The organism is Bradyrhizobium sp. 521_C7_N1_3 (assembly GCF_052075975.1).
In the GTDB taxonomy this organism is placed as follows: domain Bacteria; phylum Pseudomonadota; class Alphaproteobacteria; order Rhizobiales; family Xanthobacteraceae; genus Bradyrhizobium; species Bradyrhizobium japonicum.
The window spans coordinates 2,038,203-2,061,288 of the sequence record NZ_CP197232.1 but is presented as its reverse complement, the minus strand read 5'-3'; the positions used below and the strand labels follow the sequence as shown (position 1 = coordinate 2,061,288).

18 protein-coding genes and 1 pseudogene are annotated in these 23,086 nt (G+C 58.6%); 2 read left to right on the top strand and 17 right to left on the bottom strand.

The window, feature by feature from the left end; all coding sequences use genetic code 11:
- Nucleotides 1–54: 54 nt before the first annotated feature.
- The 14 genes and pseudogenes from AB7008_RS09345 to AB7008_RS09280 form a co-directional block, all read right to left on the bottom strand.
- Nucleotides 55–825 (bottom strand): SDR family oxidoreductase, encoded by a 771-nt coding sequence (locus tag AB7008_RS09345; protein ID WP_441261197.1) that lies wholly within the window; start codon nt 823–825, stop codon nt 55–57.
- Nucleotides 825–1,079 (bottom strand): hypothetical protein, encoded by a 255-nt coding sequence (locus AB7008_RS09340; protein WP_441258739.1) that lies wholly within the window; start codon nt 1,077–1,079, stop codon nt 825–827. Before AB7008_RS09340 ends, AB7008_RS09345 begins: the two co-directional genes overlap by 1 nt.
- A gap of 832 nt (nt 1,080–1,911) precedes the next feature.
- Nucleotides 1,912–2,507: pseudogene (locus tag AB7008_RS09335) on the bottom strand (transposase); the annotation flags it as partial.
- A 95-nt stretch (nt 2,508–2,602) separates the two neighbouring features.
- Nucleotides 2,603–3,679: a DUF6786 family protein gene (locus AB7008_RS09330; protein ID WP_441258738.1), complete on the bottom strand. Its 1,077-nt coding sequence runs from the start codon at nt 3,677–3,679 to the stop codon at nt 2,603–2,605.
- 310 nt (nt 3,680–3,989) lie between these two features.
- The gene (locus AB7008_RS09325) at nt 3,990–4,820 is read right to left on the bottom strand and encodes an ABC transporter permease (protein ID WP_441258737.1); all 831 of its coding nucleotides are present in this window, start codon (nt 4,818–4,820) and stop codon (nt 3,990–3,992) included.
- A gap of 5 nt (nt 4,821–4,825) precedes the next feature.
- Entirely contained in the window at nt 4,826–6,076 is a 1,251-nt protein-coding gene (locus tag AB7008_RS09320; RefSeq protein WP_441258736.1) for an ABC transporter permease, read from the bottom strand.
- A gap of 79 nt (nt 6,077–6,155) precedes the next feature.
- Nucleotides 6,156–7,208, bottom strand: a complete 1,053-nt coding sequence (locus AB7008_RS09315) for an ABC transporter substrate-binding protein (RefSeq protein WP_441258735.1) — start codon at nt 7,206–7,208, stop codon at nt 6,156–6,158.
- Between the two features lie 81 nt (nt 7,209–7,289).
- Nucleotides 7,290–8,384 (bottom strand): ABC transporter ATP-binding protein, encoded by a 1,095-nt coding sequence (locus tag AB7008_RS09310; protein ID WP_441258734.1) that lies wholly within the window; start codon nt 8,382–8,384, stop codon nt 7,290–7,292.
- A gap of 920 nt (nt 8,385–9,304) precedes the next feature.
- Entirely contained in the window at nt 9,305–9,967 is a 663-nt protein-coding gene (locus AB7008_RS09305) for a 3-oxoacid CoA-transferase subunit B (protein ID WP_441258733.1), read from the bottom strand.
- A gap of 16 nt (nt 9,968–9,983) precedes the next feature.
- Nucleotides 9,984–10,691: a CoA transferase subunit A gene (locus AB7008_RS09300; protein WP_441258732.1), complete on the bottom strand. Its 708-nt coding sequence runs from the start codon at nt 10,689–10,691 to the stop codon at nt 9,984–9,986.
- Between the two features lie 642 nt (nt 10,692–11,333).
- The gene (locus tag AB7008_RS09295) at nt 11,334–11,555 is read right to left on the bottom strand and encodes an acyl-CoA thioesterase domain-containing protein (RefSeq protein ID WP_441261196.1); all 222 of its coding nucleotides are present in this window, start codon (nt 11,553–11,555) and stop codon (nt 11,334–11,336) included.
- 389 nt (nt 11,556–11,944) lie between these two features.
- Nucleotides 11,945–13,420, bottom strand: a complete 1,476-nt coding sequence (locus AB7008_RS09290; protein ID WP_441258731.1) for a 3-hydroxyacyl-CoA dehydrogenase NAD-binding domain-containing protein — start codon at nt 13,418–13,420, stop codon at nt 11,945–11,947.
- A gap of 12 nt (nt 13,421–13,432) precedes the next feature.
- Nucleotides 13,433–14,323, bottom strand: coding sequence for a 3-keto-5-aminohexanoate cleavage protein (locus AB7008_RS09285; protein WP_441258730.1), 891 nt, complete (start codon nt 14,321–14,323; stop codon nt 13,433–13,435).
- 874 nt (nt 14,324–15,197) lie between these two features.
- Nucleotides 15,198–16,730 (bottom strand): porin, encoded by a 1,533-nt coding sequence (locus tag AB7008_RS09280; RefSeq protein WP_441258729.1) that lies wholly within the window; start codon nt 16,728–16,730, stop codon nt 15,198–15,200.
- 493 nt (nt 16,731–17,223) lie between these two features.
- Between AB7008_RS09280 and AB7008_RS09275 the strand changes: the two genes are divergently transcribed.
- The gene (locus tag AB7008_RS09275) at nt 17,224–17,706 is read left to right on the top strand and encodes a MarR family winged helix-turn-helix transcriptional regulator (protein ID WP_038937160.1); all 483 of its coding nucleotides are present in this window, start codon (nt 17,224–17,226) and stop codon (nt 17,704–17,706) included.
- Nucleotides 17,707–17,780: 74 nt separating this feature from the next.
- On the opposite strand, the gene AB7008_RS09270 is transcribed toward AB7008_RS09275, so the two are convergent.
- Entirely contained in the window at nt 17,781–18,710 is a 930-nt protein-coding gene (locus tag AB7008_RS09270) for an alpha/beta hydrolase family protein (protein WP_441258728.1), read from the bottom strand.
- Nucleotides 18,711–19,434: 724 nt separating this feature from the next.
- Here AB7008_RS09270 and AB7008_RS09265 point away from each other — a divergent pair.
- A complete protein-coding gene (locus AB7008_RS09265) occupies nt 19,435–20,499 on the top strand; it encodes an IS630-like element ISRj1 family transposase (protein ID WP_011084514.1) in 1,065 nt (354 codons plus the stop codon).
- Between the two features lie 218 nt (nt 20,500–20,717).
- Here AB7008_RS09265 and AB7008_RS09260 read toward each other — a convergent pair whose 3' ends face one another.
- Nucleotides 20,718–21,488: an HpcH/HpaI aldolase family protein gene (locus AB7008_RS09260; RefSeq protein WP_441258727.1), complete on the bottom strand. Its 771-nt coding sequence runs from the start codon at nt 21,486–21,488 to the stop codon at nt 20,718–20,720.
- A gap of 183 nt (nt 21,489–21,671) precedes the next feature.
- The gene (locus AB7008_RS09255) at nt 21,672–22,841 is read right to left on the bottom strand and encodes a M24 family metallopeptidase (protein WP_441258726.1); all 1,170 of its coding nucleotides are present in this window, start codon (nt 22,839–22,841) and stop codon (nt 21,672–21,674) included.
- Nucleotides 22,842–23,086 lie beyond the last annotated feature (245 nt).

Here is a 23,086-nt window from a genome sequence, read left to right as displayed (position 1 = left end):
AGGCTTCCGATATCGATCGCCGCTGCCTTTTTTTGAATTATGGACGAAATCCCATTAGTGATGGAAGAGGATCGAGCGTCCGCCATCGATAACGATGTTCTGCGCCGTCAAAAATCGCGCCTCGTCTGACGCGAGAAAAACCGCTGTCCAAGCGACCTCGTCTGGGCGTCCGATGCGCTTGATCGGGTGGAGTGCATTCGTTTCTGCGCGGAGCCTCTCCGGATCGGGCGCGCTTGCAAAGATATTCTCTACAATCTCGGTCCCGATATATCCCGGAGAAATTGCATTTACGCGGATGCCGCGATCGGCATATTCAATAGCGAGCGCGCGGGTAAGGCCGAGCACACCGTGCTTGGCGACGGGATACGGAAAGCACTTCGGGATAATTTGAGAAGCATGCACCGACGCGATATTGATGATATCGCCCTGCCCATGGTTCAGCAGATGAGGCAACACGGCACGGCTGCAGTGCCAGACGCCATCCAGGTCAATCGCAAAGCAATGCCGCCAATCTTCTCCGCTCGTCTCCAGCGGATCTCTGAAGACGGCGACTCCGGCATTATTAACAAGCACATTTGGCGATCCCAAGCGATCCGCCACCTCCACTACCATTGTGTCCACTGCTTTGGAATTCGCGACATCGACTTCGATGAAGCAAACCTCTGCGCCTTGCCTAGAGAGCTGCTCCGTTGCTTCGCGGCCACAGCGAGCATTGATGTCAACCAAAGCGACACGGGCGCCTTCAGCCACGAAGCTTCGCGCAATAGCAAGGCCGATCCCCTGTGCGGCCCCGGTTACTATCGCTGTCTTGTTCGTCAATCGCATCACCGCGAACCTCCGAGCGCATCATCCGCGATCTCATCAGCGCCGACGTTCGGCACATAGCCCACCGGGATATCCCGCTTCTTCGCCCCGTTTAATTCGATATTGTCGCGTCCGATGCCACCAGGGAGCCCAGCGGCGACCTTATCGTCACATCTCGGTGCAGCGAAACAAAAGAAGCCATTGCTGCGCCCCGCGATGGCCTGTTGGTGGTCAAACGCCGGGAAGGCGGATTCAGCGATTAGGATATTACGCAAATCTCCCCCACCCAATCCAAAGGTAATTCTCGCTTTGCACACATTAGCGATCTCCGAAGGCGAAGTTCGCCGATTTAAGCCTAGCAGTTTCGAAATTATGCGCCTAACGGCGTAATGCGCAGCTTTTGAATGTACGCGGCCAAAGCACTAATAGCTAACGTGAGCTCGCATGCTTGCATCGCACAATTAGACGTGTCCATCAGGCTTGCGGGTCCCCAGGAGCCTCCAAAGGTTATTGAGGCCACGACGAATTTTGTATCCGGCCCTTGGTCACTGCAGCGAGTCTGGCGAACGGCAATCGTCGCGGGCTCCTGCGCCTTATGGCAATATAAGTAAAAAACCGTCTGTTTCCGACGACCTACAAAATAAAGGAGATCACGCGGTTGAAAGAGGCGATGGCGTTCGTAGCTCGTGAACTCGGGATTTCTCGCAAGATCCTCCACGAGTGGATCAAGGCGTGGAAGGCCGATAGGCCAGACGGGTTGAACCGCCAGTGCGGACCCAAGGCTGCGTCCCGCAAGATGAAGCAGCTAGCGACGTACAACGATAGCGTTCCGCACTTGCCAAAGCGCGCATCTCCCATTTCGAGCGCTGGAAGGCCCGTCAGCTGATGGACCTCGATCTTTTTTGGCAAGCCTTGCGCGAGCGGCTGGCAACGCAAAGCGACACCGTACCCGCCATTGAGGTCATCAAAACGATGACATCGGAGGCAACAGATTCTTATGCCGACGTGCAGCGTTTGTGCCGCCTCGCGGGCTTGCCGCGTGCAACTTACTATAGGCGCCTTACCGGACAGGACCGAAAGGCGGCCGACTGCGAGCTGAGCGACCAGCACGGCTTCGGCCGCGTGTCCCGCCAGTATAGGCCCGTTCTTCATACGCGGCGCTTCGCTGTCCCCTGCAAGGCGCGGAAGATGCAGCAGCATCGTGAAGCGCGTCGTGCGTTCGACCAAGTGCCGATTGCCCGCCGCCAAGGCCCAAAATGAGGTCTCCCTCCCTATGTCACGGCACTGCTCGATCGGCCGCTTCGGCAGGGCGTTGACTGATCATGATCTCCGGCGAGACGAAGCTCTTGCCTCGTTCACCTATGCGCCGTTGGGCATCTGCATCACGCATCCTGTTCGCAAGCAGGCCGTCAGCTCGCGGCGCAACACTCCCCGGCCCTGAACCAAGAGGGACTGATAGATGGCTTTGTGGCTGATGCGCATCGTCTGTCGTCCGGGAAGTCGATCGGCAGGCGACGGGCAATCTGCTCAGGCTCCGGGCCTTGGCCCATCGCCGATCCTTTCGCGGGCCATGCGGGCGGCCCTTCCACGACGCCGGGACGAGGAACGGAAGCGCCGCTTGGAGCCACGACGGCGCCGGCAAGTCTCTCCTCCACATAAGTGCGCAAGGTTGTGTTAGCGGACGTATCGGCATGCCTCCGACGATCTATGACAAATTCCTCAACGCCCTTGCGACACTGGGTTCGAGTCCTTCCATCGGTGATAAACGCGACCCTGCCCACGAAAATGCTCGGTGAGTCTACTCGTAGGCCGATTCATGCTTCAGGATGTACTCAACGTCGACCTCTAGCAACTGTTCAGCAAGTGCGGCGATCGATTGCTTGGTGCCAGCGAACGCCCACAAGCGGTCGGATTCTCTGATAATGCGAGGTCCATGCTCGGCGTCCAGTGCCGGACTGTGAAATTCCATCTCCCCGAATCCGAAGCCATCCCAGGCCTGAAACGCCTGGTCGGTTCTAGGGGATCGATGGGGATGATCGCAGTATGCGGAAGCGCGATCTACGGGAAACTCGCGTGCGATCATGCACCAGCGTCCGTCCGCGAGCTGTCGGAAAACGGCAGACCGTCCGGTGAGCGCGATAGTCGATAGTCCAAATTTCGCCCGGGCCGCTCCGCCATAGCGCCACATGATGTGATCCGGCTTCTCAACCCAGCCACCAGGTAGCCCGTAGGAAAGTGGCTTTGCCAGCGGAGTGGTCGCCTTCTTGATCGGAACGACCAATACCGTTCGGGGCGGCATCTGAAGCAAGTGCCACAAGTCAATGACACCTCGGCGAGTGCGCTCGGCAATCTCAAGCATATGCGAGGACTCGATTCCAAGGTACTCGATTCCGGCCAGCAGTCGATGCTCTCGGGACAGAGGCGGTTCGGCGACACGGATCGAGCGCTCCACGTGGAAGGCGACTGACGAACCGCCCCCGTGCACCGGCAGCTCTCCTTCCATTCGGAGGGTGATTGAGCGCGAATCTCCCCCGACGAATTCGTACTTTCCAGGGTCGGTGGGTGGGGGCACCCTATAGTTCGCGAAGGTCTCCCAGTCGGGCTTCCCGTCCCAGTGATAAGTCAGTTCCGGCGAGAACCATAGGCGATCTCCTCCGAGACCTCCGGTGAGCTGGTCCGGTTTATTGACGAGGTTGACATCATCGAGCTGTGGGTGTGACCAGAGCAGATTCGGCCCGTCCGCCGAGAACGCCATCGCAATAACGCGGCCTGCAGCTAACGTCACAGCAATTCTGCCGTCTGCCTCCAGCTCATGGACTCGGACGGCCGCTGCTCGCAGGTTGCCGACGACGTCCGCGTAGGTTGCATCGCTCATTGTGACCTCCTTCGGTGCGGGATAATCGTGGCTTGGAACGATGTTCGGAGCAATTGCAAGTTCGAGACCCTTGGCCGGCAGGGCGGGAAACTCCGTACAGACGACTCGACCGACTAGACTGAAGAACCGAGTTGGACCTTTTCTCTCTCCTCCTGAATAGTCAGCGGGGTGCATCTCCTTTCGTCTTGCGTTCCAACTCCATGGGTTCGAAGCCGTATCGGTCGTTAACACCCCTGAAATCTGGATGGTGAAACTGAGGGTAAGAACCGTCGCGCTCGAAACGGGGCGAGAATAGCTACGGCCGGAACCTTCAACTGTTGCGGATCCCACGCAACCGCTGCGAGCGCCGGCGCAGCAGCTCAACAGTGGTCAGCATGGTGATTGAGAACAGGATCAGCACTGTGGCGGCGGCAATAATGGTCGGATTGATCTCCTCGCGGATTCCAGAAAACATGACTCTGGGCAGGGTACGCTGTCCGGCGCTGGCGACGAAAAGAGCGACGACCACTTCATCGAAGGAAGTAATGAAAGCGAAGAGCGCACCGGAGGTCAGTCCGGGTAGAATGAGCGGCAGGATGATGTTGAAGAAGACCGTGATTGGTGGGGCGCCGAGACCGGCGGCTGCGCGGGTGAGCGAGTGGTCGAAACCCATCAGGGTCGCGGTCACGGCGATGACGACAAAGGGCGTAGCCAGCGTGGTATGCGCTAGGATCAGCCCGGTATAGCTGTTGAGCAGCCTCATATCGGCATAGAAGAAATACACCGCCACCGAGGTTATGACGACCGGGACGACCATGGGCGAGATCAACAGGCTCATCACCGCCGTGCGCCAGGGGAAGTTCGGACGACTGAGCCCGAGCGCGGCTAGCGTGCCTAGTGTGGTCGACAGCAGCGTGACCGACATCGCAACGAACATGGAGTTGTACAGAGCGCCCTGCCAACGAACTGTTAGGAAGAATTCCTCATACCAGCGCAGTGACAGCCCCGGCATTGGATAGCTGAAGAAGGGCACAGAATTGAAGGACAGCGGGATGATCACAAGGATTGGCGCGATCAGAAACAGCAGCACCGCCCCGCAGATCAGCCGGTGCAGATAGTGCCAGCTCTTCTCTAGCGGAGAGGCATAGGCGAAAGCGGTCATCCTTCTCACCCCATCTTGAGCCGGTCGACGCCGACCAGCTTGTTGTAGACATAGTAGAGCAATAGAGTCGCGGTGAGCAGTATGACGCCAAGAGCCGAGGCCATGCCCCAGTTGAGGTCCTCATTGGTGTAGTGGGCGACGAAATAGCTGATCATCTGGTCGGCCGCGCCCCCCACAAGCGCGGGAGTGAGGTAGTAGCCAAGGCAGAGAATGAAGCTTAGCAGGCAGCCAGCGGCGATCCCCGGCAGGGTTTGGGGGAAGTAAACCTTCCAGAAGGCGTAGAATGGGCCTGCGCCGAGCGAGCGAGCAGCGCGGACATGGTTGGGCGAAATTGTCTTCATTACACTGTAGATTGGCAGCAGCGTGAAAGGCAGCTGGATATGAGTCATGGCGATTACTGTGCCGACCCGATTGAAGATGAGCTCCGCGGGCTGCGATATAATATGCAGCGCCATCAGGACATCGTTCACAACCCCATGTTGCTGCAGGAGCACCACCCAGGCCGTGGTACGTACCAACACTGAGGTCCAGAACGGCAGCACGACCACGATCATCAGCAGATTGCTGGTTTTCGGCGGCAGTGTCGCCAGGAGATAAGCCACCGGGAAACCTAGCAGCAGAGTCAGGACGGTTACGCCGATGCTAATGCCAAGCGTGCGCAGGAAGACGTCGCGGAAGATCGCATTCTCCGGCTGCGTGGCGACGATTTGGCTGTCGGGGCCATACTGGTAATCGACCGAACGCAGTAAGTAATAGGCGGTATAGGCAGAGCGACCGCGCTTGAGCAAGCTCCAGACGTCACGTTGCCCCCACAGGGGGCTGATCTCGATCAGCGCCGCTTTGTAGGGGCCGGTCGAAAGTGTGCTCGCCTTTCGGGCGCTCGACGCGACCTGGCCACCGGCGCCGGGCAGCTCATAATTGATCCGTGTGCCGATAGCGCCCGCGGTCTTCTGGGCCCAGGCATGCGTCAAATCGTCGGCGAGAGCGGCATAGACACTCTCGTCGGGCAGATCCTTGCCGTCCCAGCTGCTTAGCGCTGCCGTGGTTCGCGGCATGAGCGTCAATAGCGTATTGTCATGGACCGCTTTGAACATCATCCGACCGATCGGCAAGACGAACGCGATCAGGATGAACAGCAGAAGCGGCAGGACGAAGGTAAACGCTTTCAGCTTGCTCCGACGTTCGACCCGCTGCAGCTTAATCCGTAGCGGCATGCCGTCTGGACTGCCGGCGATTTGGGCTGCCATCGTCGCCATCAACTTCTCTCACTCTTCGGTCATTGATCGTCGGTTGGGACGAGGAGAACGGAACGTCCTCCTCGCCATTCCCCATTCTTTACTTCGCTAGCCAAGCGGTGAAGCGCTGGCCCAACTCATCAAGCCTGTCGGCCCAGAAGCGGGCGTTGTACTCCACAGGATTATTGGCTGCCGTGGGCATGTCAGACAGGACCGCCAGATCTAGAAGCGCCATCGCGTCGTGATTGCCGGGAACGAACCGAATCAACCGCGCCATATCGGCCTGCACCTGCGGTGAAGAGGCGAAGGTGATGAACTTGTAGGCGTCGTCCAATCGCGGATCACCCTTGGGAATGACCCAGTAGGACACACTCAGAAACGCAGCGTCCCACAAGATACCAACATGCTTTCCGGCCTTATTGATAGCATCGGCAGTTATTGAGGGCTGCCAATCCGCGGTCATGACAACTTGGCCGTCGGCCACTAGCTGCCTTGACTGGGCGCCGGACGCCCACCAGACGACGTCCTTCTTGATGGTGTCGAGCTTTTTGAAGGCGCGATCCACGCCTTCAGGCGTACCAAGGACCTTATAGACGTCTTTGGCGGGCACACCGTCGGCAACCAGTGCCCACTCGAGATTCGTTTTGGGACTTTTCCACAGGCCGCGCTTACCGGGGAATTTTCGCAGGTCGAATAGATCGGCGATCGTCTTAGGGCCGTTGGGCAGCTTGCCCTTGTCATAGATGACGCCCTGGGCATTGTGGTTTAACGGCACGCCGCAATCAGTTTGTTCGCCAGCCTCACCAAATTTGGCCCTATCGACGCCTAGCCTCTTCCATTCGATTGTCTCAAGGAGGCCCTCGGCGCACATGGCCCCGGCCGAGTTGCCAGCGTTTACCACATCCCAGCTCACGGTCTTGGACTCGACCATCGCGCGGATCTTGGCGCTCTCGCCGTTCCACTCGTCTTCAGTGATCTTGATCCCGGTCGCCTTTGTGAAGGGCTCGAAATAGGCCTTGCGGTAGCCCTCCTGACTCGCCCCACCAAAGGCAGTGACCGTCAAATGATCGCCCGCAAAAGCGAGGTTTCCTGGCGCAAGCAAGCCCACTGCTAAGACAACGGCCAAGACCTCGGTAACCATCTTCCTCATCATCTGCGTCTCCTTTATGCAATGCCTATGGGGTCGGGTCGAAAACTGGACCACCGAAGTTCACGGCGTAGCCGCCGCCTATCGTCACGTCGCATCGAGCGCCAGACAATCTTCAGTTTTCCAGCCGATGGTGATCGGTGTGCCCGGCTCGAGCTGCACCACGCCTTCCGAATTCGGCAGCTTGATCACAAAGCCATCATGGCCGCACACCGAGACCCGAGCACGCACGTGGTCGCCTAGATAAACCACCTCAGCAACCCGCGCGGTAAAGACATTGGGCAGCGAGCCCGGCGTGGGGTTCAGCTTCACCCGCTCCGGCCGCAACGACAGTTCGGTGGGCCGACCAACCGCTTCGACATTGACTGCAAGCGCCTGCACGTCGCCCACACCTAGAACTTCTACCTTGCAAGTCGCGCCATCCATCGCGACGATCTTGCCGTGCAGCCGGTTGTTCTCGCCGATGAACTGGGCAACGAAGGCGTTCCGCGGCCGCTCGTACAGCTCAGCTGGCGCTGCGATCTGCTGGATGGCACCGTCATTGAACACCGCTATGCGGTCCGACATGGTCAGCGCTTCGCTTTGGTCATGCGTCACGTAAACGAGCGTGACGCCCAGATCCTCGTGGATATGCTTGATCTCTAGTTGCATTTGCTCGCGCAGCTGCTTATCCAACGCACCGAGCGGCTCATCCATCAGCACGAGCTTGGGATCGAAAACAAGGGCGCGAGCAAGTGCGACGCGCTGCTGCTGGCCTCCGGAAAGTTGACCGGGCCGGCGCTTGCCATGGGCGCCGAGCCGGACCATGTCTAGCGCCCGCTTGATCCTGGCCTCGCTCTCCGCTCTGCCGAGCTTGCGGACCTTAAGCGGGAAGGCAAGATTCTCCTCCACGGTCATATGCGGGAAGAGCGCGTAGTTCTGGAACACCATGCCGATGTCGCGCTTGTGCGGAGGCATGTGGTCGATCGAACGCCCTTCCAGAAGAATACAGCCTTGGGTAGCCACCTCGAAACCAGCAAGCATCATGAGGGTCGTCGTCTTGCCGGAGCCGGAGGGGCCCAGCATGGTCAAGAACTCACCCCGAGCGATCTCCAAATTGAGATCCTTAACGACCAGCGTTTCGCCGTCGTAGGTCTTCTGGATGTCCGAAAACTTCACAAAGGCATCGTTCGCGTCCGGCATCGCCCCTGTCCCCGGGCTTGGCGCATGTCCCACTAACGCGCCGCCGCCTACTAAACCACGATGTTCATTCTTGATGGATTGCATGCTATTGAGCGCGCCGTCGAGTCCGCCGCGACGGGCCTCTAGGACGCGTGTGCGATTAACCATGGCGCTCCCCCCCACACGCGTTGGTCTCTGCGGACTTTCAGCCAACAGAAGATTGTCTTTCACAGAAATATTATCGAACTATCAGAGACGAAATTCATTGATATCGCCGCTCACGGGGCCGAAATCCTGCGCCGGGGCCGCACAGTGCGAAGATTCATGTTCATCTATAAAGCAGGAGATGCGGTGACCTTTACTCGATGAAGGCGGCCTATGGCTAATGTCATCTGGCGGGCGCGATCGCTGAGATGAAGCCCCTCTATCTTTTTCGCGATATTCGCGAAGATCTTCATGTCGCCTGAAGAACGGTTCGGTAGGTGTATCACGGACTACAAAGGCGCAGAAATGAACTGCAGTAACATGAATGCTGCGCAGTCGGTGAGCATTAGCAGCTCTTAATTGCAAGCTTGGCGAGGACGTGACAGAGATGCTGGAGTTCGTGCCGTGCTAGTGGAAGGTGATCCAGCATGTGCGCTAGAAGCTCGTCTGCCGGGCCTGCAAAGCGATCACCCAACGAGGGCTCCCTCGCATCCGACTGCGCGCGGTCGTGCAGGGCCCAAGCCGCTGACCTATGTCCTGTTCGCCAAGTACGTCTGCACCTGCCACTTTATCGTCAGAGCGACGTCTACCAGTGGGAAAGCATCGATCTCGTGTATCCGCTTGCGGCTGGGTAGGTGACTGCGCGGCAATCCTGATGCCGCTGGTCGATGCGATCTGGAGCCACGTCTTCGCGGCCGAGCGCATCCACCGGTCAAGCCGACGTCAGCGACAATCTCTCACCACTCCGAGACCTTATTCTTCAGCGCGACGCGGAATTCGGCTTCGGTCTTGGCCTTGACCTCGTCGAGCGAGACGCCGTCGGCGAGCTCGATCAGGGCCATGCCGCCGTCGCCGTGCTTGTCGATGGTGAAGACGGCGAGATCGGTGACGACCATGTCGACCACGCGCTCGCCGGTCAGCGGCAGGTTGCACTTCTTCAGCAGCTTCGAGCCGTCCTTGGCCGAATGCTCCATCACGACGACGACGCGCTTGACGCCGGCGACGAGGTCCATCGCGCCGCCCATGCCCTTGACCATCTTGCCGGGGATCATCCAGTTGGCGAGGTCGCCGTTCTGGGCCACCTGCATGGCGCCGAGGATCGACAGGTCCATGTGGCCGCCGCGGATCATGCCGAAGGAATCCGCGCTCGAGAAATACGAGGTCGACGGCAGCTCGCTCACGGTCTGCTTGCCGGCATTGATGAGGTCGGCATCCACCTCGTCCTCATAGGGGAACGGGCCCATGCCGAGCATGCCGTTCTCGCTCTGGAGGCTGACATCGACGCCATCGGGGATGAAGTTCGAGACCAGCGTCGGGATGCCGATGCCGAGATTGACGTAGTAGCCGTCGCGCAGTTCCTTGGCGGCGCGCGCAGCCATCTGTTCACGGGTCCAGGCCATGTGAGTCTCCTGACGCTTAAGCGGCGGTGCGCGGGCGGGTGTTGCGGAATTCGATGCGCTTCTTGGCCGTGCCGACCTCGACGATGCGCTTCACGAAGATGCCGGGCGTGTGGATGTGGTCGGGATTGAGTTCACCGGCCGGAACCAGATGCTCGACCTCGGCGACCGTGATCTTGGCGGCGGTCGCCATCATCGGATTAAAGTTGCGCGCGGTCTTGCGGTAGATGAGGTTGCCGGCGGTGTCGCCCTTCCAGGCGTGGACGATGGCGAGGTCGGCGAACAGGCCGCGCTCCATCAGGTACTTCTCGCCGTCGAACTCCTTCACTTCCTTGCCTTCGGCGATCAGCGTGCCGACGCCGGTCTTGGTGTAGAAGGCCGGGATACCGGCGCCGCCGGCCCGGATGCGCTCGGCCAGCGTGCCCTGCGGATTGAATTCGAGTTCCAGCTCGCCGGCCAGGAATTGCTGGGCGAACAGCTTGTTCTCGCCGACATAGGACGAGATCATCTTCTTGATCTGGCGGGTTTCGAGCAGGCGGCTGAGGCCGATGCCGTCGACGCCGGCATTATTGGAGACGACCGTCAGGCCCTTGACGCCGGACTCGCGGATCGCGTCCGACAGCTCCTCGGCGATGCCGCAGAGGCCGAAGCCGCCCGACATGATCATCATATTGTCTTTCAGAACGCCTTCGAGAGCCGACTTGGCGTCGGGATACACTTTGCGCATCGTCCTTACCTGTCAAGAGATGTCGATCTTAGCGGATGACCATTCGTCAGCGTGCCGCCGGCGTCCGAAAGTCGGTTGAAGAAGCACATCGCCAATGTTCTTCATATGGCGCTTGCACTGAGACTGATGGTCATACGGACGCCATTTTGTTCATAAATCCAACGGCTGCAGTGCAATCGACAGCTGCCCTCAGCTCGCAATGGAGGGGAGCTCTCAAGCTTATGCCTCAGCTTTGCGGCTTGAGCATTGCTTGAATACAGCAAGCCGTGACCGTGGCTGCTGTCAGGCCATGTAGGCGCTCTCTAATGCGTCCGCGCGGCAATTACTGTTGCCGCGTACGCAAGAAATGTATCGGGGTTAGAGACTGGCAATTAGCTAATCTTTCCTGTTACGGAGCAGAAAATCTGCGCCGGATAGTCAAACGCGAAGCCTTGATGCATCGCGTCGTGGCGCCCAATGCGAATAGCCCCGAGATGTCATTTTAAGTTCTTGAAAGAAATTGGGTCGGACGGAGAATTGTGGTCGCTATTCTCTTGAACACGTTTTCGGGCGAACAAATAATGTGCAGGCAGTATGTTTGCGGGCTGGTCAACGTATAGAGCAACTATAAGTTATTGGCTTACCGAGGAGCCTTGGAAAGCGTTAGGCGCAGACCGTGTTTGCCGCGCCAACTGGTTGCAATTTTGCTGCCACGCGTGCGCCGGCCAAGGGCTTGCCGTCCCGAACCCGTTCCACCTTGTAATCGACTGGGTGATATTCGTCGGCCGCCTTTAGGAAATACGCGTGCACCGAATGCGCCGACCAATCCTCGCGAATTGTCTGCTCGGCGGCTAAAACCGCCTGAGCGACTAGCTGTCCACCGATAGGTCTAGGCTGCGGCCGCGGAACTGATCAATCTCTATGCATTCGGGCTCGAGGGTGTCAACTATATCACTGAGTGACGCAGTAGCCTTTCCAATCCTTTCCATCTCATACGGCTCGTTGCCACGCAGTCGACTCCTGTTAACCTGCCCAGGCTTCCTGCAGAAGTAACGCTAGATGAGGGGTCATACCGTTTTCTTCCCAATCCCAGCGTCGGTGCTTATGCCGAGCTCCGCAGCCTGGCCCTTCAGCTGACTACGCATCAGCGCGGTGTCCATCCAGCTGGCGCGACCGCGTTGACAGTCAGGCCGCGTACCTGACGAGGCGCGTTCTAATTAGAACAATGGCTAGAGGGAGGGCCGTATGAACATTTACGTCCGCGCCTAGTGCGCTTAGCGCATCTGGATGCTTGCGCCGGCGCGCTCCGGACGCGGCAAACCGGCATGTATTCGCGCCAGCTTCAGCAGGCCGTCGCGCACGCGACCCTTCACAGGTGCGCTGCGTCTGCTGGCGGGGTCCACGTGAATCAGCATCTGCTCCCCGGTCGCGGCTGGCATCTTCTCACCCTCGCGAGAGATCACATGAAGGAGATGCAGGCGCTTGTCGTCGGCGCCGAGAATCTGCGTGAGGACCTGGACCCGATCGCCGGCGTGAAGTTCACCGAGATGCGACAGATGAGTCTCGACAGTGAAGTAGGTGCCGCTATTTGAGCGGTATTCGCTGTCGATGCCGATATGAGATGTAACGGTCCCGGTCGCTTCGCTGCAGAGCAGCAGGTAAGTGCTCTCGGCGGCATGCCCGTTGCCGTCTACCCAGCTGGGCGGGATCTCACGCTGCGTGCGCAAGGGACCCGAATCTTCGCTCGGGTGTGGAGCGCGAGCGCGGAGCCCCTGTTCCCAGTGCGCCAGCGTTTTTCCGGGTCCGTAGTTTTGCGAACGCAGCGCCTGCAGCAGAGAAACGAGCAGATCGTCGCGTTTCTGGTCAGCAGGGACGTCCAACGGATCGGCCTTCACCAGCGCGTCTGCCTGCTCCGCCGCCTTGTCCAGAAACGCGCGGTTAATGTCGGGCTTTTCAGTCAGCCTCGACCACGGCCACTTGAACGCCCATTGCTCAATGGTCTGGCGCATGCCCTCTCCACCATCGGCCGCGCGGTAGGATCCAATAGCGGCGCGGCGCAGCGCCCAAGAGTAGCGGATCGCATCATCAATTTCCTGTAGTGTTGCCGCATCATCATTCAGCAGCCACAGCGACTCACGATTCAATGCCTCCCCCAGTCGGTTCGCAAGGAAGCCGTCTACCTCCTTGCGTACGACGAGCGGATGCATCCCAATCGCCCGGTAGATCGCTGCCGCCCGCTCGAGCGCCTCGGGTGCTGTGCGCTCTCCGGCACACAGTTCGACCAGCGGCAGCAGGTACACAGGTTGAAACGGGTGCGCGACCAAGAAGCTCCTAGGATTGTCCATCTCCGTCTGCAGCATTGAAGGGCGAAAGCCGGATGTCGAGGAGCAGATCAGGAGTCCAGGCTCCGCAGCTCGGCTGGCGCTAGCGAGCAGCTTCTGCTTGAGCTCCAGGCGCTCCGGTGCTGATTCCTGCACGAGGTCTACCTCACGCACCGCCTCCGCGACCGAATCCACTACTATGAGCGTCCCTTCGACTGGCAGCGGCACAAGGGTCAACTGCTGAAACGCGCGCCGTGCTTTGGCCACCATTTTGTTGACGTACTCGACAGCATTGGGCGCGGGATCGTACAGGCGGACGTTTACTCCGTTGAGTAAGAATCGTGCGGCCCATCCGCCGCCAATGACGCCGCCACCGAGCAGCCCAATTGCGCGCGGGAGCGTCTGGGGAAGGCTGGACTTATCAAGCATGAGCATTGCCTCTTAGGCGCAGGATTTGAGCTTGAGCTTTTTGCGCATCTCGTCCGGGCTGATCACCCGCACACCGATACGATCAAGAACCTCTGTCGCACGTTGCACGAGCTCGGCGTTGCTCGCCAGCCGCCCGCGAGAGAGATACAGGTTGTCCTCCAAGCCAACCCTAACGTTCGCACCAGCTAAGGGAGCCATCGCCGCATACGGAAGCTGCATTGGGCCAACCGCGAAGGCTGAATAGATGGCGTGTGGCGGAAGCTGATGCACCAACGCCATCAAACTCAACAAATCGTCCGGCACCCCGTACCCAACTCCCATACACAGCTGCAGCATGGGCGGACCGTCGATGAGACCTTCCTTGATAAGTTCATTGGCGATCATCAGATGACCAAACTCAAACACCTCGAGCTCGGGCTTCACCCCGAGCTCCTGCAGACGTTTGGCCATCCTGCGCAGGGTGCCGATCGTGTTAATCATGACACCTTCGGTAGCCGCCTTGCCGCTCTTCGAGCCGCAATCGAGCGTGCAGATCTCGGGCCGCAGCTCGTCGACGTGGACGAGCCGATCGAGCGCGCCAAGCATGTCGGTCTCCAGCGAAGGCGGTAGTGGCTTGTCCGAGCTGCCCAGCACCAGATAGCAGCCTTCGCCCGTGGTCAGGTTGATTACTGGATTGACATTGGAGTTACGAATACGGCTCACCACTTCCCGATACAGCGCCGGATCCAGCACGCCCGCGCGAGTCTTCAGATCACGTACGTGCAGGTGCACTGCCGCCGCGCCCGCGCGTGCCGCCTCGATTGCCGATTCGGCGATCTCCTGCGGGGTGACCGGCACATTCTTCTGCCTCGGCGCGCCGCCTCCTCCTGTCACTGCGCAGGTAATGAACACCTCGGAAATCATCTTTATCTTTCCCTCTCGCTGAAGATCAGACCGGTGATAAGTGTCGGCTCGAAGAACTTACTACCATGGTGTCGAATCTGCATTTGAGCGATACCGCGCATCGTAGAGCAGTAATCCTGCGCCTAAGCGCCGAGACGTGAGGGTTATAGGTCTCGTCCGCTTCGCCGTGGCCCGAGCAAGCCACGAGAGAAAAGAGGTCGAGGAGTTCGCCACACGTATGGGGCAGTCGATGACCAAGGTGCGCTGAGCTGGTCGTGCCTCAGAACTGAGATGAAAGTCATGGTCTTGCAGTGGCCGAAAGGGGCGGATGCTTGCGGCCCTGTCCGCTTGCATCCCAGCCGCGTAGTGTCGCCATGTTGGACTTGACTAAGTCTCGTCGATAAAGACCGACGTGAAGCGTCAATCTTGCCTTGATGGGCCCTCCAGCCCGCGCGCCGCCCGTTCCTGTCAGCATCCGCAAGGTGAGCCCCCGAGGCGCTCGCTTACGCAGGCAATCGGCATTGGCACCAGACAGAACCGGCTTCTTGTGACCACGTGCTTGCCGAGCAAAAGGCCTCCATTCTCGCGCCCTAGATTAAGCAGGACGGGCCGATCTGAAGCGCCTGTGCGGAACGAACCGTACCCTCTGCGTTAGCTCGCGCCAGAGCCCGTCCACGAAGGTCTTCCGAATAGGGTCGCGTCATCCGGGTTGGTCTCGTTTTCCCGCATAGATTTGAATCAGAAATCGGTCCCTAGCGGAATCGCGATTCCGGAAACACTTGCGCTGGTTCACACATTCCGGAAAATTGGTGTCAAGCTAAAAAAGGCCCCGGCGATGCCGGGGCCTTGTCTAGCAAAACGAGCCGCTTCTTCGCTTTTGGTCGAAGAGAGATACTCACCAGTTGCGCTGAACTTGCAGCATCAAGACAAGGCGGTTCTGATCCTTGAGCTCGTAGACCGCGGCAGGCTTTGCTACACCTGATTGTAGAGGCAGAGTCACTGTGCTGCCGCTTGCATACTTTTGGTCGAGCGTCACGTAAGTGAGGTCGGCCGAGAAGGTCAGGTTCTTGACTGGGGTCCAGCGCCCGTTCACACCCACAGCAGCAAAGTTGAAATCGGGGTTACAGCCTGCAAGACCACTTGAGAGGGCGAGGCTCGCGACGAATGCACCGCAGATGTAGCCCTTAGCTGTGCTGTTATAGCGCACTGCACCCCACCCACCGTACACGCTGCTGCTCCAGTATGGGTCCCAGTTGTGGGTATAGCCGCCGTTAAACCCGAAGGTCTTGGTCAATTGCTGACCAGCACCAGCAACGAACACGGAGTCAGCCGCGCCAGCAAGTCCGAGGCTTTGGTAAGCACCCGGCAAGCCCGTACTGCCGTACATGGCGAAACTGGTGTTCATGTAGTTGTGGAAATTGTAGCGGGTTGCACCGTCGGCATAGACGCCGGACATATTGATCGTGTCACCCGGACCAGTCGGAATGTTCTTGATTGATAAGGCCAATTGACCAGCCCAGCCCCACTTGTCGGCCGGATGGCCACTCGTTTCATCGGCACCATAATAGGCCGCATGATTGTCATGCGCCGCAACGGAAGCCTGAAAAAGGCCCCACGCCTGGTCAACACGAAGCATCGCGACAAGATCTGGAGCTCGCGAACCGCCGATGTCGTTCGCGCCGTACACACCCGCCGCGAGACCCGCGGCCGTGGCACCGCTAACGTTCCAAATGTTGCTGGTGTCATGAGTGACTTGGTCCTGCGCCGAGAACGACGCGGTAATGCCTTGACCGAAATCGGCGGTATAAGTGAGCTGGTTTACGCGATCCCAGCCGCCGCCCGGCAATTCGTACGCGTTTCCTGCTGGATACTCGGCCCATGGGGCGGAGAACTGCGACTGCGCGCGCCCCAACGTGAAACCAGCAAACTGGATGAAGGCGTCGTAGACGCCAAGGGCACCGCCGGCGACTGAGCCGCTACCGCTTCCGGCGGGATTGCTCCCATTATACGCAGTTGCACCGCCCGCGAGGCCCGTACCCGCACCTCCATAGCCGCCCGACGTCCAAGTGAACACTCCTTGGAAATACGTGCGGACCACGCCGTACTCCGTCGCGGTGCGCGTATCAATATTGAGGGCTTCACGGGATCTAGCGGTGTAATAGTTGCTGAGGCGGTTGTTTGCTCCACCGACGCCACTTTCGGCGGCCACACCGATAGAATTGGTGCCTAAGCCCAACTGGGCACGCAAATAACCACCGAGCCTGACGCAAGTGTCAGCACCGGGAACGTAATAGAATCCGGCGCCATACAGCGAACATACCTTCACATATTCGACGGCCTTCGCCTTGACGGGAAGATCGGCTGCCTGCGCCCCTGCGGTTGCGAGCATCGCCGCGGAACCGAGGAAAAGAGCCTTCGTCAGTTTCATAGTTGAACCTCCAAGTTGGAAACGTGGTTTCCGCCCTTCAAAGATCCGCCGATCGAGGTTCGCCCTTTGGGCAGGCCTTGGCGGAACGACTTCGAGGCGCCCCCTCGCTGTCGCAACGACCATTATGCCCGCCTAACAATTGTTTCAACTAATTATTATTACTAATTGATTGTTTGGCTTCAAGCTGCGACACTTCTGCAACAGAGCCCGATTTCGGTCGAAATCAGCTTGCAAACGGACGAAAATAGACAAAAAAGAACCCCCAGGGGGCATCCCGGAGGTTCTCCTTGGAGATTTAACATGATCGTCGGTCTGATCTCGCAACGATCCGGACATACCGATAGCACTACTTACTTATAGTCGTCAATTGGTATTTACAATATAGTTGATATGCTGCCGGAACGCTTTGTGACGGAGCGTCAGAGAGGATACGTCTGGCGAAGATCGGAATCGTCGGGCGGGCAAAGCCGCGATCGCAAGGGAAGGGCCAACAATGGCCGATAAGGAACTACTCAACAGAGCCGTTAGGGACTTCATCTGGAACATCGTCGAGATCCATTCTCAGCTCGAGGAAATTCATAAGGCCTGGGCCCAGATGTTAGGCATAAGCGAACAGCAATGGCTGATCCTGATGGCCATTGCCGAGCTCGATGAAGGTCGCGGCGTAGCAGGAATAGCTGTTGCAAATAAACTGCGAATCCATCCGGCCAACGTTACGAACCAGACCAAGAGACTCGAGACAATAGAACTCCTGAACCGCCAGCCATCGGCTGATGACGCGAGATACGTTCAGATGTCTTTGACCGAGAAAGCGCGGGTCGAGATCAGCAATCTCTCAATGAAACGAGAGGCGCTTAATTCGACGATGTTTGAAGGGCTCGATGAAGCGAGCCTTGACTATCTCAATAAGCGCCTAACCGCGATCGCCAAGAATAGCCGATGGGCATCTCAAAAATTGAGTATTGGCGTGTTGTAAAGAGAGATCAAACGTTGGCCTCACGGAAATGCGGCGGGCAACGGCCCGGTCAGATGATCTTGTCCGAACCGCGTTCATTGTGCACCCTTCGTGGACCCGAGCTGATGCTCTAGCCAATTGAAGATGCACTCGTCGGAAGTCACAAAGTTTTCGATGTATCCCTCGGAACTCTGGATCACCCGCGGCATGGCCACATCAAGATCAATGTGCGCGGCGATGCAATCCGCTTGAAGTTTGATTGCCTCCGCAACGCTAACGACGGCACGGCCGCCGGCGACCACTAGCACAGGGCATCTTAATCGACGCACAGATTGCGCCCGACGGGCCGACAGCAAGGCTTCATCGACTACGTCGGCAGCCTTCGTCATCCAAGCAATTGAGGCTAGCCTGCGCGTCCAATTCCAGACACCGCCGTCGCAAACCGCCGCAGCCACGCGATGATCGAACTCTGCGAATTCGCTGGCCAGAACAGCCGACGATCCTTCGCCATAGACGCCGATCCGAGCGGCATCAACGTCAGGCCGAACTGACAAATGATCAAAGCAGTCCGACAACAAACCTTGCGAGTGGCCGCGGGAGTGTTTTGAAACGGCCTCATGGGAGAGGACGAGGACCGACATGCCCCGATTGATCACCACGGGCAACAGCCGTCCGAGCAAGACAGTTTCTGATTCGTCTTCCATGCTGATGCAAATGACCGCCGGGGCGGCCACGTCGCGCTTACCGGCAGGCAAGTAATAGGCTGTAAGCTCCTCGCCATCGCTGCCCGCAACGATTACCTGCTCGATTTTCTGCGGCTGGGATAATTCGAGCTTGCAAATGACGGTCTTGATTTTTGCTGAAATGTCTTCACATTGCGGATCATCTTGGTCTGGTAGTCGTCTGGCGACTTCAAAGGCGGTTAACGCACCAAGCCAAGCCTCTGTCGCTGCACCGTAGGCGTTGGTGCTAATATCCAACTCGCCAAGACGGCATTGATCATCTGCGAGCTGTCTCCATTTCATGCTCCAGCTCTGCCGATCTATGGCTCGCTGCCTACCCTCCTCCGGGTAATTGTCCAGGAACGCCGCCGCGCATTGCCTTGTGGACGAAAGATTGCCCCTTACATCTGCCAAAACAGCGCGCTCCATGCAACGTCGTCCCCTCGGTGCTGATCCTCACCTCCCTCGGGGCGGGTCAGCTGATTCAGTCCCTCGTTTGGAGATAACGTTAGCCGCACTCAGTTCATCGGCAGGAAGTCAGCTCTGCTTTGGCTGATCTCCATTTTGCGAAAATATTACAGGACGACGAAAGTCGAAGTTCCCCAATGTAGGCCCTGCGACTCCGAAATCCTGCGCAAAGAGGCGGGAATTCGCATTTTTTGTTGCGCTTCCACAGCCAATACAGGCGATTGTGCGGATGACTGGATCGGACCGTGTTGCTGCGACCGCTCCGAAAGAGTTGTAGGACTGCGTCGACGATGCGACCGCTGCGATTTGCAAGCAGAAGGCACGAGCGTGCCCGTACTTGGTGGGCCCTGACTGCATGCATCACGTACATTCCGTGCGACGATCGCAGCCAAGATGGCCGCGCGTCAGGAGCAGATTGCCCGTTTTTCGTGCACGTTTCTCCATGGCCGACGTATCTATCTGTGCGGCGGAATGCAGCCTTGGCCGGGCGCCGATCTCCTCACGGTTCACGCACTAGTACCCACTTTTCTTGGAACGTGAGTCGTGATTCAAGGTCGGGATGATACCCGAAGCAAGAGAAGTCCACCTTTCGAGGAAAGATCGCAAGGTGCTTGAGGCGTGCTGTCGCTCACCGGTGACGTTGCAGCGCGATTTGAAGCGGGCGCGGATAGTTCTGTTGGCGGCGGATGGGCGCAGCACCCGGTCGATCGCCAAGGAAGTTGGGGTCCAGCCGCGGATTGTCAGCCTTTGGCGGCATCGCTATGCCGACCATGGCCTTGAAGGGCTGCAAGACAAGCCGCGGCCTGGCAAGCAGCCGATCTATACGAAGACGACCGACAAGCGGATTCTGAAGCTGCTGGATAAGCCGCCACCGCAAGGGTTTGCGCGCTGGACCGGCCCCCTGCTGGCCGAGGCGCTGGGCGATGTCGATGTCCAATATGTCTGGCGGTTCCTGCGCAGCCACAAGATTGACCTGGTGGCTCGCAAGTCCTGGTGCGAGAGCAACGACCCGAACTTTACGGCCAAAGCCGCCGATGTTGTCGGCCTCTATGTCGCGCCGCCGGCGAAGGCCATTGTGCTGTGCGTGGACGAGAAGCCCTCGATCCAGGCTTTGGAGCGAGCGCAGGGTTATCTGAAGTTGCCCAATGGCCGCGCCTTAACCGGCCAAAGCCACGATTACAAGCGGCATGGCACCACAACATTGTTTGCGGCGCTCGAAGTCGCCACCGGAAAGATCATCGCGACCCATTCAAAACGCCGGCGCCGCGTCGAGTTTCTCGATTTCATGAACAGCGTCACCGCGACTTTTCCGAACCGCAAGCTTCACGTCATCCTCGACAACCTCAACACCCATAAAAAGAACGAGGACTGGCTCAAGGCCCACCCCAACGTGCAATTTCATTTCACGCCGACAAGTGCGTCATGGCTCAATCAGGTCGAAGTATGGTTTTCCATCTTGCAGGGGCAGTCGCTCAGCGGCACCTCCTTCACGAGCCTCAAGCAGCTTCAGGAACACATCGATGCCTACGTCAACGCATACAACGACAGAGCCGAGCCCTTCGTCTGGACCAAGAAAAAGGTCCGTCAACGCCGTTTCAAAGGCCGCCGTATCACTCAGCTCTGATTCCGGGTACTAGCTTCGAGTTGTGTGATGCGTCACCCAACTATCTCAGCTTCGGAGAGGGCACGAAGTCGTGTGAGAACGTGTCTTTGCGGCAAAGTTCTTGGAAAAAGCGCCGGATCGAAACCCCTGAGGGCAAGCGACCGCACGAGTTCAGCCGGCAAGGGTGTCAGATACCTGCTTGCTGACCACGACCTTGGCTGCGCTGTCGTCGCTCAAGTCTAGCTCTTGTACAGCTTTGCAATTTCGTCGGTTTTGCGGGCGAGAAGCACCGAGTCGATTCCGACTGCCAAGAACGTGAAGCCAGCAGCGATCAACTCGCGATTCTCTGGCTCATCGAGCGACATAAACCCGGCGGCCTTGCCAGCGGCGCGGATGCGTTCGCCGGCATGCAGAATGGCCTTCCAGATCTCCGGCCGCCTGTGCTGGCCCGGATAGCCCCAGTCGAATGACAGATCGCCTGGTCCGATGAACACGCCGTCAACACCCTCCACGCCCGCGATAGCGTCGATTTCGGCGAGTCCTGCTCGGGTTTCGACCTGTACAAGCACGCAGAGTTCGTCCGCGGCGCGGACTGCATAATCCGGCACGCGTCCGTAGCGGGTCGCGCGAGACGTTCCGCCCATCCCCCTGATTCCGTGCGGCGGATAGCGCGTCGCGCGAACCGCGGCGCGGGCTTCGTCAGCCGATTGCACCAACGGGAAGAGGAGCGTGCGGGCGCCCAGGTCGAGCAATCGCTTGACGAGAACAGGCTCGTTTGTTGGAACGCGGACGGCAGGCTCGGCCGTTCCCCCTACGGCAGCGCGCATGTGGTGCACGACATCCGGTGGCTCATTGGCGGTGTGCTCCATGTCGATGAGGAGCCAATCGAACCCTGCTCCAGCTGCGATCTCTGTCGCGCTCGGACTCATAAGGTTCAGCCAGAAGCCGATCTGGACTTGGCGATCCCGCAGGGCGGCCTTGAAGTCATTTTTCGGAAGGTCGTTTCTCATGTTCTGTCCTGGGTGAAGCGCTTCAAGGTGCCGAGCCTCCTGAGCGAGGCTTGCGCCGATGGTTGTGCAGCGCCAGTAAATCGCGCCGTAGGTCGCAAGGCACTCTCTAGTGAGTGAATCCGCAGCCCAATTGTAACGGATGCGGCAATTTACATGCTGTTGACCGCTCGCGGATCAGGCGCGTCAAATTACTATGATTTCTCGCGGCAGCTTTGAAAATGTTTCGACCCCTGTCTCCGTTACACGGAAGGTCTCGCTAATCACGTAGCCAAGATCTTCATCTACCCAATTGCCAAGCATGAGATGGAACGTCATGTTTGGTTTCAGTATGGTCGGGTCACCGACCTTCAGGCTTGCCGTTGGTTCGGTCCATTCGATTCCAATCGCATAGCCACAACGTGACTCCTTTCGGAACCCGTGCTTTTCAAGGGTGCTATTGAAAGCGACAGCGACATCGCCACAAGACGCGCCAGGCTTGACGGCGGCAAGCGCCGCGTCCAGGCCGGCAACCTCCGCCTCATGCAATGCACGCACGCGATCGGACGGTTTTCCGATCGACACCGTGCGCATGAGAGCGGATACGTAGCCGTGGCGCACTCCGCCGAATTCGAGATTGACCTGAGAACCCGGTCGGAACGAATCATCGCTCCAGGGGATATGACACGTAGACGTGCGCGGAGAGGCACACAGAAAAAAACTTGCCAGCTCGGTACCGGACTTGCCGTCCGCGCCGCGCACCAGGGTTGAGATGATTTCCGCGGCAGCGTCGGCCTCTTTGACTCCGGGACGGATGACTTCCCTGGCCCGCAACATTCCCGCGTCGGCAATCACCGCGGCCTCGCGCATGAGAGCGATCTCCAGGTCGGATTTTACCCCGCGGATCCAGCTGACCACGTTTGTAAACTCCACGAGCTTGGCATCTGGAGCTCTGGTCTTGAACTTTTCTGCCGTGCGGGCTGCGAGATATCCTAGCTCGAGACCAATGCCACGAGTTGCGAGCCGCTTCTCATGAAGGAATTCGACTATCACGTCGAAGCCATCGCGCTCGGGATTGGCAATCAGATCTTCCGGATAGCCGAATATCCGACCGCGATCGACGAACATCTGGTGGATTGCCGCCGGAGCATCCATCCGACGCGTAAAGAACGTCGGCTCCTCCTCCGAAAGCTCAACAATGAGCCCCTGAGGAATATACGCTGACTTTGACGTGTAGCCCGTCAAATAGGTTATATTTGCCGATGTCGTAACAACGAGGGCTTCGACATCGCGCTTCTTCATTGCTTCTTTGACAGCGGTCAGCCTGCGCAAGTACTCGCTACGGGGGAAGACCTGAGGCCCTTTTGGTATCGCCATCTCGTTAGCACCGTTTCAATGAGACCAGAACTTTGAGAACACCGGAGAGCAGCTTCGGAAATCACGCGGTCTTTTGTGCGCTCCTGGCCACGCGAAGGGCCCTTCAGGGATACGCGCGCAGCAAGATCCGAGCGTTCCAAATTGGTGGAGTAGGCGCATTCCCTGCTCGCGTCCGTTGATATGTGGCACTCTAGCGGCACCAAGATGCAGCCAAGCAGCGAAGAATCATTCTTTTGGGCAGATTT